The organism is Gilvimarinus sp. 1_MG-2023 (genome assembly GCF_030548285.1).
On record NZ_JAUOSC010000462.1, the window covers coordinates 1 to 343 of the forward strand.

Genomic DNA, 343 nt, shown 5'->3' on the forward strand with positions numbered 1-343 from the left:
CCGCTACTCTGGTTATTGGCTTCAGTGCTGGTGGGTTTGATCCGGATAATGGGCCGGGCCAGAATACAGAAAATCAGCCGCTACGCCGCCACCGGCCCCATCATTGCCCGACTGACACGCCTGCTGTTGGCCAAAAAAAACCATTACCTCGACAACAACCTGCAACGCCTGTTGCCTGATGCCAGCGTCGCCCAGCGCCAGCATATCCGTCACCGCTATTACGCCAATATGCTGCTCACCGCCACCGAATCCCTCACCATGGATGGCAACGAACGGCAACGAACACAGATAGAAGGGCTGCAACACGTACAGCGCGCCAAAGACCAGGGACAAGGAATATTAT

General features: G+C 56.0%; 1 protein-coding gene. It reads left to right on the forward strand.

Translation table 11 applies throughout. From position 1 onward, the window contains the following. The coding region (locus Q4563_RS17640; protein ID WP_303605426.1) for an LpxL/LpxP family acyltransferase at window positions 1–343 on the forward strand (343 nt) is incomplete at both ends.